This is a genomic window from Sodalis sp. (in: enterobacteria), assembly GCF_047607725.1.
Lineage (GTDB): Bacteria > Pseudomonadota > Gammaproteobacteria > Enterobacterales > Enterobacteriaceae > JBLKSS01.
The window spans coordinates 1-11,243 of record NZ_JBLKSS010000053.1 but is presented as its reverse complement, the minus strand read 5'-3'; the positions used below and the strand labels follow the sequence as shown (position 1 = coordinate 11,243).

The window sequence follows — 11,243 nt, the reverse complement described above, 5'->3', positions numbered from 1 at the left end:
AGTTGCAAACTGAACGGCGTGGAGCCGGAAGCGTATCTGCGCCATGTGCTGGCGATTATCGCGGATCATCCCATCAACAAAATCAAAGAGCTCCTGCCGTGGAACCTCACCATCCCTGCTGAATAACTGTCAATACGGCGTTGGGCGTACGCTTACGTTTGCAGTAGGCCTCCACCAGCGCGATCTGCTCTTCACTGCGCCCGGTCAGGCGTAGATAGTCAAGCGTTATGGCATCCACTGGAAAGAAGCCGCCGGTCGCGCCATATTCCGGCGCCATATTGGCGATGGTCGCCCGATCCGCCAGCGGCAGTACATCCAGTCCGGCGCCATAAAATTCGACAAATTTGCCGACCACGCCATGCTGACGCAGCATTTGCGTCACGGTCAGCACCAAATCGGTCGCGCTAATGCCCTCATTGAGCTTACCTGTTAATTTAAATCCCACCACGTCTGGAATCAGCATCGATACCGGCTGGCCGAGCATGGCCGCCTCTGCCTCAATCCCGCCGACGCCCCAACCCAACACCCCTAGCCCGTTGACCATGGTGGTATGGGAGTCGGTGCCGACCAGCGTATCCGGATAGGCGATCTCTTGCCCATTCTGCTCTTCATGCCACACGGTCTTGGCGAGGTATTCCAAATTGACCTGATGACAGATACCGTTTTCCGGCGGCACCACGCGAAACCTGCTAAACGCATTTTGCCCCCAGCGCAGGAAGGTGTAACGCTCCAGATTACGCGACATTTCCAAGTGATTATTTTCTGCCTACGCCTCTTCGCTGCCGTAGGCGTCCAGGGTAACTGAATGGTCGATGACCAGATCCACCGGCGAGAGAGAATTCTCTTTGTCGACATTCCCCCCTAACCGTTTCACCGCCTCACACATGGCCGCCAGGTCCAGCACCGCCGGCACACCGGTAAAATCCTGTATCAATACCCGTGCCGGGCGATAGGCGATTTCGCCCTCAGCATGGGCGGTTTTCAGCCAGCCCACGACCTCGCGCAGATGCGCCTCGGTGACGATGACGCCGTCCTGGTGACGCCGCAGATTTTCCAGCAGCACTTTCATGGATTTGGGCAGTTTGTCGATAGGCCCGATATGTTCTGCCGCCAGCGCCAGATTGAAAAAATGGTAGGTTTTGTGATGCGCGGTGAGCTGGTCCCTGATTGCTTCTTTAATTGATGACGACATAACTCCTCCAACTAAATCATTATTGTCATAACCCTATACGGGTTGAGGTAATCATTTAAAGATAGTACAAACAACCGACAACGTTTTCATAACATCGAGGGATTATTGCTGCGTTGGGTAAAACCATGGGGCGCAGCCATGCCGCCACGTCAGGCGCTCAGAACGGCCGCCGAGCACCCCCGCCGCGGCAATAGCGGCCCTGGCGCAAGCGTTCCCGCCACGAGGGCGATAACGGCGGACACGGCGGCCATTCGCCGCAAACCCAACCAGGACATTAGCGCGGCTGGCCGGCAACGGGACATGGCCTGAAGCCGCGTCTGCCCAACCGGGGCGATGACGATGGGCGGGCCAAGGGGTGCGGTTAATTCACCGGTAACTTGATGTCCTTGAACATCGCTTCGATGTCTTCATTGGAACGCAGCGCCACCGCCATATCCACCACATCGCGGATGAGGTGTGGAGCGAAACGATGAATAAAATCATACATATAGCTGCGCAGGAACGTGCTACGGCGAAAGCCAATCTTGGTGGTGCTCTGGGCAAACAGATCGTCGGCGTTGATTTTGACCAGATCCGGATCCGCTTGGGTATTCACCGCCATATTGGCGATGACGCCAACGCCCAGCCCCATGCGCACGTAAGTTTTAATCACATCCGCATCGGTGGCGGTGAACACGATACGCGGCGTCAGACCGGCGCGATTGAAGGCGGTATCCAGCTCGGAACGGCCGGTAAAACCAAAGGTATAGGTCACCAGCGGATACGCCGCCAGCTCGTCAATCGTCAGCGATTTATGACCGGCGAGGGGATGATCCGGCAGCACCACGATGGCTCGATTCCAATGATAACAAGGCAGCATCACCAGATCGTCATACAGATGCAGCGCCTCGGTGGCAATGGCGAAATCCGCGACGCCCTTTGACACCGCTTCGGCGATTTGGGTCGGCGAGCCCTGATGCATATGCAGTGAAACCCGCGGGTAGCGCTCGATAAACCCTTTGATCACGTCCGGCAGGGCGTAACGCGCCTGTGTATGGGTGGTCGCCACATACAGCGATCCTTTATCGGGATAAGTATGCTCCCCCGCCACCGCCTTGATGGCATCGACCTTGGACAGCACCTCGCGCGCGATACGGATAATCTCCTGGCCCGCCGGGGTGACCTGGGTCAGATGCTTGCCGCTGCGGGCGAAAATCTGCACGCCGAGTTCATCCTCAAGCATCCGCACCTGCTTGCTGATGCCGGGCTGAGAGGTGTATAGCCCCTCGGCGGTAGAAGAGACATTCAGGTTGTGGTTAACCACTTCCACAATATATCGAAGTTGCTGCAATTTCATTTGCTTGTCCTGACGAATACCCTGAACCTGACGCACGGCGAGATGCCGCCGAGCATGCGACTCACCAGGTTCCGCGAAAGCGCTTAAAAGCGTTGGTTATGACTAATATTATTTAATCATAAAAAACACTTAATATCACTTAATTATCAATTAAAAAAAAGCCAACCGCGAGGTTGGCTTCGTGACGGCAACGCCCTTACTTTTTGGTCACCTGCCATTGACCATCAATATAGAAAGCGGTCCAGCCGGTGGCCTTGCCGTCCTTTTCCGAAGAGACATATTGTTGCTTGGTTTTACGGCTGAAACACACTAGGGTGCTATTGCCTTTGTCATCCTCGACGGGCGCATCGGCCAAATAGCGCAGCTTTTCCGGCAGGCGATCGCGGAAACGGGCCAGCTCCGCCACCAGCGGCGCGCGGGTCTCACGGGATTTCGGGAATGTGTTGGCGGCCAGAAAGACCCCCGCCGCGCCGTCACGCAGTACAAAGTAGGCGTCCGACTTCTCGCAAGGCAGCTCGGGCAGCGGCACCGGATCTTCCTTCGGCGGCGCCACATCACCGTTGCGCAGGATCTTGCGGGTGTTCTTACAGTCGTCGTTGGTACAGGCCATGTATTTGCCAAAACGCCCCAATTTCAAGTGCATGTCGGCGCCGCATTTTTCACATTCCACCACCGGGCCGTCGTAGCCCTTGATACGGAACTCACCTTGTTCGATGTCGTAGCCGTCGCACAGCGGATTGTTGCCGCACACGTAGAGTTTACGCTGGCCGTCGATGACATAGCTGTCCATGGCGGTACCGCATTTCCCGCAGCGGCGGCGTGCGCGCAGCGCATTGGTTTCCGCATCGTCGCCCTCAAGCACGTTCAGGGTTTCCGCTTCCGGGATCAGATTAATGGTGTTTTTGCAGCGCTCTTTCGGCGGCAGCACGTAGCCTGAACAGCCCAGGAACACGCCGGTGCTGGCGGTACGGATCCCCATCTTGCGGCCACAGACCGGGCAATCGATGCTGGTCATCACCATTTGATTGGGCCGCATGCCTCCGTCTTCGGGATCTTTTTCGGCATTTTCCAACTGCTGGCTAAATTTGTCGAAAAACGCGTCAAGCACGCTCTTCCACTCCTGCTGATTGGCGGCCACCTGATCGAGGGTATCCTCCATGTTGGCGGTAAAATCGTAATTCATCAGCTCGCGGAAGTTCTCTTCTAAGCGATCGGTAACGATTTCGCCCATTTTCTCCGCGTAAAAACGACGATTTTCCACGTGGACATAGCCGCGATCCTGAATGGTGGAGATGATCGACACATACGTCGACGGCCGGCCGATGCCGCGTTTTTCCAGCTCTTTCACCAGTGAGGCTTCGCTATAGCGGGCGGGCGGCTTGGTGAAATGCTGGCTGGGCAGCAGCTTGCTAAGCGTCAGCGTCTCGCCTGCCTCCCCCGCCGGCAGGGTCCGATCTTCGTCGCCCTTGCGCAACGCCGGCATCACTTTGGTCCAGCCATCAAAACGTAGGGTACGGCCGCGGGCGCGCAGTTGAAACTCGCCGGCGGTCACGGTCAGCGTCGTGGAATCGTATTGCGCCGGCGTCATTTGACAGACGACAAATTGACGCCAGATCAGCTGATACAGTTTCTGCGCGTCGGCTTCCATGTCTTTCAACTGCTCAGCCAAGGCATTGACATCGGAGGGGCGGATCGCCTCATGCGCTTCCTGGGCGTTGTTTTTACTGGCGTATTCGTTGGGCTGCTTCGGCAAATACGGGTTGCCGAATGATGCGCTGATATAGCCGCGCGCCATGTTAAGCGCATCCTGACTCAAATTGGTGGAGTCGGTACGCATATAAGTAATATGTCCGGCTTCATACAGCCGCTGCGCCAACATCATTGTTTTCTTCACGCCATAGCCCAGGCGGGTGTTGGCCGCCTGCTGCAGCGTCGAGGTAGTGAACGGGGCCCCCGGTTTACTGCTGGTAGGCTTATCGTCACGATCGCTGACCACATAATCGGCATTTTCAAGCCCATCGAGCGCTGCCTGAATTTGCTGCTGATTTACCGGCTTGAAAGGTTTTTCCTGCTGATGCGTTACCTGCATCCCCAGGGGAGACGCCTGCGCCGTCTGCAGATCGGCGTGCAGTTCCCAATACTCTTCAGGCACAAAGGCTTTGATTTCCCGCTCGCGCTCCACTACCAGCCTGACCGCCACCGATTGAACCCGTCCAGCCGACAGGCCACGGGCGATTTTTTTCCACAGTAAGGGCGAGACCATATAGCCAACGACACGGTCCATGAACCGCCGCGCCTGTTGGGCGTTGACCCGGTCAATATTCAGCTCCCCCGGCTGTTCAAAAGCCTGAGCTATCGCGTTGCGGGTAATTTCATTGAACACTACTCGGCTAAAACGCTTATCATCGCCGCCGATAACTTCACGCAGATGCCAGGCAATCGCCTCCCCTTCGCGGTCAAGGTCGGTTGCGAGGTAGATGTGATCGGCTTTTTCCGCTAGCGCTTTTAGCTCGGTCACCACTTTCTCTTTACCGGGCAAAATCTCATACTGCGCTTTCCAGCCATGGTAAGGATCGATGCCCATCCGGTTGACCAACGCGTGCTGCGGGTCCGGTTTACCTTTCTTCTTTTTACTGGCGTCGGCGCTCTTTTGACTGGCTGAACCGCTGGTCGGCAAATCGCGGATGTGACCGACGCTGGACTTAACCACGTAGTCTTTGCCTAAATATTTATTAATCGTTTTGGCTTTGGCCGGCGATTCAACGATAACGAGAGCTTTACCCATTTTTACCTTTACCTGAGTGATGTCTTCTGCAATAAGAAGTTTTTTGCGCCAGACCCTGGCTGGGCATACCTCTTTTTTTATATTGCGGCAGCGCCGCCAAAAATCAACCTGTTTTTGTCGCGCTCACCCGACGGAAGAGCGGTAGGTCAACTTCTTGTTAATCAGCTTATTTTTATAATAAGCGCCGGCAATCGCTGCTTATTTTCCCGCTAATCGGTAACAAAATAACCACCCGACGCGCGGAGGGCCACACTGTACATGATAAAAAAACTGGTGCAACCAATAAGCGGGGGAAAAAATGGTTTTACCCGCTACGCAATTAGCAAAACCGTAAACTAAACGAATAAACCTTAGTCGGTTTGCCGACAAACACAACCGGGTATTACAATAGGGCACGAGTTAACACAGGAGTGACAAATATGCACAGCTTCACCATCGCTATCGACAGAAAAAGTCTGTTAGAAGAAGCAAACCGGATAATTCGCGACCATGAAGACTATATGCACGGAATGCTGGCCACCGAGGTGGAACAGAAAGGGCCGGTGCTGGTTTTTCGCGGTGAATTTTTTTTGATGAGCAGGGAATACCGACGCAGAAAACCACAGCCGTCTTTAATATGTTCAAGCATCTCGCCCACGTCCTGTCGGAAAAATATCATCTGGTAGACTGATATACCGCACCACCGCCACCGCCGACGCCGTAATGAACGTCCGTCATTCGGTCCGACCGGCCGACATCGACATTCAACGCGGCTTAAATCTCGCGCCGGCGCGCGTTATCAAACGAAAGACCGGGCTGAAAAATTCAGCCCCGCCGGGACGTCGCCTCTCACGCCTGGCCAGAAATTGAGGGCGACAAACGCCAAGGAGGGGATCGCCCCAGACCGTCGTCCGCGCGTTAGAGCTCAAGGCTCGCGTTAAAACTAGACAGTATCTCAACCTGCCGGGCGCGCCGCTTTCGTTACGAAAGCGCGCGGTAGCCGGCATAAGGATTACCGCTTCGCGGGCAATAAGTTATTTCCCACTCCCCGCCGGTGGACCAGGCCCATAGCCAGGCCGCCTCGGTGCGGCGATACCCTGCTGTGGCCCCATTGTCACCATAGCGGTTTTTGCCTACGGCGGCCCTGCTGGCCTGTGTTATGCCCACGGCCTAGGTTATCCGCCCTTGCCTCACCGCCCTGATCGGGGTACGGAGAAAAACCGCGGCGGACCTGCCATTATCCCGACGGCTTAGGCCATCCGCCCTTGTATCACCCACACCGTGGCGGCGCATCAAGATTGCCTCCGCCCGCGGGTTACAGCAGCGGCTTGTGCGAGCGCTGCCAATAGCGCAGAAGCCGTTGTTCCAGGCTCAACGCGGCGCTGTCGGTAAAGCGGCTCATCCAGCGTTTCGGCCGGCTAAAACGCACGCTTATCACTTCATGGCGCACCAATTGCTCAATAAGCACATCGTCGCTGGTACCGATAGCATCCACCAGCCCCAAATGCTGTGCCTGCTCGCCATACCAATGTTCGCCGGTGGCGACGGCGTCGACATCCAGTGCGTGACGCATGCGCTGAACAAAGGTCTTGAACAACTGATGGGTCTCATTCAACTCCTGCTGGAACTTTTCTCGCCCGGCGGGAGAATTTTCGCCAAACAGCGTCAGTGTCCGCTTGTAGGCGCCGGCGGTATGCAGCTCCATATCAATATCGTTACGTTTTAATAAGCGGTTGAAGTTGGGGATCTACGCAACCACGCCGATAGAGCCGATAATGGCGAAGGGGTGCTGGTTCCGGTCACGTCCGATCACTGATTCCGATTTCACCCGATCACTGATTCCGGTGTAAGCGCCCCGTGGAGGACGTCTTGAATTATTGGTGGGTTTGTTGTATGGCCCGGTAAAAATATGTTCCACTACGATGCCTAGTGAACCCGCATCCTATAAGGGACGGCTGTCAGATCATGGATAATCCGGCGATGATAGTGTCCACTTAAATTTTAATGGACACTATCACAAACTTCAGAACCACTAATTTCATATCACTCAAACCGGGATGGAAATAAAAGTTATTAAAATCAATGTAATGTGAAAATGCAATGAGCATAAGCGTGTAACGTAGGTTTACTGTCTCGTACAACAAACCCACCAATAATTCAAGACGTCCTCCACGGGGCGCTTACGATAAGCCCGCGCTGTGCGCCGGCAATCTGATGCTCACCAATCCGTCGACCACCGCCGGAATAGAGATTCCCTTCTTCCCGCTGCAGCGGCGCTTTCACCGCGCCTGCACCTTCGCCATCACCGGCGCCGATGCCGGAGCGGACGCTGGACGATACGCCGATGCTGCCCTGGTGGTGCGCGCACGCCTATTTGACCGTCGCCGGCGGCATCCAGGTCGCGCCGGTGCTGGGTTCGCGCAGCACGCAGCTGCGCGGCGGCTTCGGCGGTCTGGAGGGGCGGACGCTGCAACAGGGCGATCAACTGCTGCTGGCGGCGGACGCCGACGCGGGTCCGGGGGGCTTCGGCATTCAACCGTCGCCGACGGCGATGCCGCTGACGTGCGATGGCCTGCCGGCGGTGCGGGTGATCCCCGCCGCGGAGTATCCCCTGTTCCCGCCGGCGTGCCGCGATGCTTTTTGGCGCGAGCCCTGGAAAATTACCTCCCAGAGCAACCGCTACGGCTATCGGCTGGCGGGCACACCGTTGTTGCCGGAGCGGCCGCTGGAGATGCGCTCGCACGGCATCGTCGCGGGCGTGATACAGGTGCCGCACGGCGGGCCAGCCGATTATCCAAATGCGCGACGCCCAACCGATGGGCGGCTATCCCAAATTCGGCGCGGTGATAGAGGCCGATCTCTGGCGGCTGAGCCAGATCCCCATCGGCCGGTCGGTACGTTTTATCGAAGTGGATTATGCACAGGGGATTGCCGCGCTCGACGAGGTTGAGCGCTACTTAACGCGGGGGCGGGAGATGGTGGCCATTGCACGCTTATCCTGTACCCCCGCCTGAGGCTTTAAAGGAGTTAACCATGCTGGAAGTAGATATCAACGCCGATCTGGGCGAAGGCTTTGGCCGTTGGAAAATGGGCGATGATGAAACGCTGATGTCGCTGATTTCCTCGGCCAATATCGCCTGCGGTTTTCATGCCGGCGATCCGAGTATCAGGCGCGCAACCCTTATCCGGGCAAAAGCGCTGGGGATCGACGCGGGCGCCCACGTCGACTTTCCCGATCTGGTGGGCTTCGGCCGTCGTCGCATGCAGATCGAGGCGCAGGAGCTGTGCGATTTGGTGCTGTATCAGCTTGCCGCTATCTCCGGCCTGGCCGAGATGATAGGACATCCCATCAAACTGATGAGCTTCCACGGCGCCCTGGGCAATATGGTCGCGGAAGACGAGGCGCGGGCCACGCCGCTGGCGGCGGTGGTGGCCGCGTTCAAAACCCGTCGCTGATTATTAAGTCGTCCATTAGCCCCTGTATTCGCAATGCGGGGGCGAAATGCGGCGGCGTCCAGGTGGAGACGGTGTTTCACGCCGATCGCGCTTATGACGCCGAAGGCTTGCTGGTGTCGAGAAAACGCCCCGGGGCGGTGATCCACGACAGACAGCAGATCATGGCGCGCGTCAGCCAGTTCCTACGCCACGGCACTGCCATCACGATTGCCGGTAACGACATCCAAATCCCCACCCGTTCCATCCTGGTCCACGGCGACAACGCCGAGGCGGTGACGCTGGCGCGCGCGATCCGGGAAGAAGTCGAGCGGCTCGGCGGCCGGGTCTTGCCCTTGTCCCAATTATCCCCCCTCAGCCAGAAGGATGTCTAACCATGCGTTTACTCACCGTTACCGCTCTGCTGTTTCTTGCCGCCGCCGCGCCGCGGCTGACCCAGGCCGACCAGCTCGATACCATTCTGGCCAATAAGAAAATGATTTGCGGCGTACAGGTCAGCACCCCGCCCTTCTGCTTCCCCGATCCGCAAACCCGCCAACAGGTCGGCCACGATGTGGATCTTTGCCACGCCATCGCCGACAAGCTGGGGGTCGAGGTGGCGATTAAACCGGTCTCCACGGAAGCCAAAGCGCCTGAAATCAAACTCGGCCATGTGGATATTGGCATCATGAATTTGGCCTATACCCGCTCGCGGGGGGAGCAGATCCAATTTAGCAATCCTTACTATATCACCCGCGAAATGCTGGTGGTGCTGGCGGAGAACGGCAATAAAACCTTGAAGGATTTTAAAGGCAAACGGATAGGCTCCAGTAAAGGCTCCACCTCCGAACTGGCGACGCGCCTGCAAAATGCCATTCCGGTCACTTTCCAAGATGCCGGCTCCGCCTATCTAGCCACAATCCAGCGTAAGACCATCGGCTTCGTCAATAATGAAATGACCGCCAAACAATTCATCAGTAAAGCCGGTGAAAGCGGTATCAAACTTGCCATGATCCCCGAACCCATGGCGCTGAAGCAGGTGAGCGTCGGCATGCGCCACGGCGAACCCAAATTGTACGAGAAAATAAATAGCATCCTCAGCGAATTGGAAAACGAAGGCAAACTTAACGGCATATGGAATAAATGGATTGGCCCGGGAACAATTTACGACATACCGCGCAAAGATAAAGTCCAGTCCATGTCGGATATTAATTTTGAACCTTTACCCTAAGGGTAAATTAATCCTTTCACCCCTCTTTTGTGCAGCAAAAGAGAAATAACAGGACGTTTTAACGTTATTAGCGGGCGGACCGACGGCCGCCCGTCAACGTCGAATAAATAAGGGTCAGCCAATTATTTTCCGCGAGAGAAACCCGCGCGGCGCCCTCTTTACGTCGTACATTCTACCGGTCATACAATGAGACAACATACCTATGTCAACAGAAAACGCTACCATCTTAGCGTCGACCACGGGGCCGATAGGCTGGATAACTTTTAACGATCCCGGCAAGCATAATGCCATCTCCATGGCAATGGCGCAGGCGGTACCGGATATTATCCGCGCTTTCGAGCTGGATACGGCCATTCGCGTTGTTGTGGTGCGCGGCGCGGGAGAAAGGGCCTTCACCGCCGGCTCCAATATCTCCTCGTTCGACACCGTGCGCGGCAATGCCGAACAGAATCATCACTACCATCAAATTAATGAGTCCGCCTATAACGCCGTTTATTATTGCGCCAAACCGACCATCACCATGATCCACGGCTATTGCATCGGCGGCGGCCTGGATTTCGCCACCAGTTGCGATATCCGGCTGTGCTCGGACAATGCGGTTTTCGCCATACCGGCGGTTCACCTGGGACTCGGTTACGGCTACGAAGGCCAAATTCGCATGAACCGTATCGTCGGCCCGAGCAGCGGGCGGGATATCTTTTTCACCGACCGGCAGTATAGCGCTGAGGAAGCGCTGACCATGGGACTGGTGCTGGTTCCGGTCACGTCCGATCACTGATTCCGGTCGTTCGATCAGCGATTTCGATTCTGTCCGATCGCTCATCTTCTGTTCCGCCATACTCTGGAGACTTTTAGCTTCCGGGGGTATGACATGGCACGTAAAAAGAAGAAAGCGAAAACATAAATGTTCATCTATATCAATGTATTACGCATGAAATTTGAGCAGCATCGCTCGAATCACACCATCGCAGCAGCGCTCGGCATCGGCTGTACCACAGTGAACGATATCCTCGGCCGATTAACGGTAGCTAACCTGGTCTGGCCATTGCCGGCGGAACTGTCCCCCGTCGACCTCGACCGCCTGCTCTATCCCGGCAAATCCGGCAAAGCTATCAAGACCTTACCCAGCTGACTTGATATGTAAGCTTACGCCCAGCGCCGTCTGTTAATTCCCCATCAAGTTATTGAAGATGATGTCCATTATTTTTTTAATGGGCGCAATTCATGAAACAAACCCCACCAAAACCCTCAAGACGTCGTCCCAATTTTCCGCTGGATTTTAAAATTA

8 protein-coding genes and 6 pseudogenes are annotated in these 11,243 nt (G+C 56.1%); 10 read left to right on the top strand and 4 right to left on the bottom strand.

All coding sequences use genetic code 11. From position 1 onward, the window contains the following. The coding region (locus ACMX3H_RS05780; protein ID WP_415210130.1) for a transposase domain-containing protein at positions 1 to 126 on the top strand (126 nt) is incomplete at its 5' end. A 31-nt stretch (positions 127 to 157) separates the two neighbouring features. On the opposite strand, the pseudogene ACMX3H_RS05775 reads toward ACMX3H_RS05780, so the two are convergent. The 3 genes and pseudogenes from ACMX3H_RS05775 to topA form a co-directional block, all read right to left on the bottom strand. Beyond that, positions 158 to 1,192 (bottom strand): annotated as a pseudogene (locus ACMX3H_RS05775) (aconitase family protein); the annotation flags it as partial. A 361-nt stretch (positions 1,193 to 1,553) separates the two neighbouring features. Beyond that, positions 1,554 to 2,528, bottom strand: coding sequence for an HTH-type transcriptional regulator CysB (gene cysB, locus ACMX3H_RS05770; protein ID WP_415210129.1), 975 nt, complete (start codon positions 2,526 to 2,528; stop codon positions 1,554 to 1,556). A gap of 196 nt (positions 2,529 to 2,724) precedes the next feature. Beyond that, entirely contained in the window at positions 2,725 to 5,313 is a 2,589-nt protein-coding gene (gene topA / locus ACMX3H_RS05765) for a type I DNA topoisomerase (RefSeq protein ID WP_415210127.1), read from the bottom strand. A gap of 419 nt (positions 5,314 to 5,732) precedes the next feature. Between topA and ACMX3H_RS05760 the strand changes: the two are divergent. Further along, a pseudogene (locus tag ACMX3H_RS05760) lies at positions 5,733 to 5,983 on the top strand (YciN family protein). Positions 5,984 to 6,607: 624 nt separating this feature from the next. Here ACMX3H_RS05760 and ACMX3H_RS05755 read toward each other — a convergent pair. After that, positions 6,608 to 7,078, bottom strand: a pseudogene (locus ACMX3H_RS05755) (S49 family peptidase); the annotation flags it as partial. Positions 7,079 to 7,506: 428 nt separating this feature from the next. Here ACMX3H_RS05755 and ACMX3H_RS05750 point away from each other — a divergent pair. The 8 genes and pseudogenes from ACMX3H_RS05750 to ACMX3H_RS05715 all read left to right on the top strand — a co-directional run. After that, positions 7,507 to 7,560 (top strand): annotated as a pseudogene (locus ACMX3H_RS05750) (hypothetical protein); the annotation flags it as partial. A gap of 46 nt (positions 7,561 to 7,606) precedes the next feature. Next, positions 7,607 to 8,062, top strand: a pseudogene (locus ACMX3H_RS05745) (allophanate hydrolase); the annotation flags it as partial. A 28-nt stretch (positions 8,063 to 8,090) separates the two neighbouring features. After that, positions 8,091 to 8,306 (top strand): hypothetical protein, encoded by a 216-nt coding sequence (locus ACMX3H_RS05740; protein WP_415210126.1) that lies wholly within the window; start codon positions 8,091 to 8,093, stop codon positions 8,304 to 8,306. Positions 8,307 to 8,325: 19 nt separating this feature from the next. Next, positions 8,326 to 8,748, top strand: coding sequence for a LamB/YcsF family protein (locus ACMX3H_RS05735; protein WP_415210125.1), 423 nt, complete (start codon positions 8,326 to 8,328; stop codon positions 8,746 to 8,748). Continuing rightward, positions 8,745 to 9,119, top strand: coding sequence for a LamB/YcsF family protein (locus ACMX3H_RS05730; RefSeq protein WP_415210128.1), 375 nt, complete (start codon positions 8,745 to 8,747; stop codon positions 9,117 to 9,119). The genes ACMX3H_RS05735 and ACMX3H_RS05730 overlap by 4 nt, the downstream gene beginning before the upstream one ends. A gap of 2 nt (positions 9,120 to 9,121) precedes the next feature. After that, a complete protein-coding gene (locus ACMX3H_RS05725; protein WP_415210124.1) occupies positions 9,122 to 9,955 on the top strand; it encodes a transporter substrate-binding domain-containing protein in 834 nt (277 codons plus the stop codon). Positions 9,956 to 10,157: 202 nt separating this feature from the next. Continuing rightward, positions 10,158 to 10,733 carry an enoyl-CoA hydratase-related protein gene (locus tag ACMX3H_RS05720; RefSeq protein ID WP_415210123.1) on the top strand — a complete coding sequence of 192 codons (576 nt, stop codon included), beginning with the start codon at positions 10,158 to 10,160 and terminating at the stop codon, positions 10,731 to 10,733. 126 nt (positions 10,734 to 10,859) lie between these two features. Beyond that, positions 10,860 to 11,084: pseudogene (locus ACMX3H_RS05715) on the top strand (IS21 family transposase); the annotation flags it as partial. Between the last annotated feature and the right edge of the window lie 159 nt (positions 11,085 to 11,243).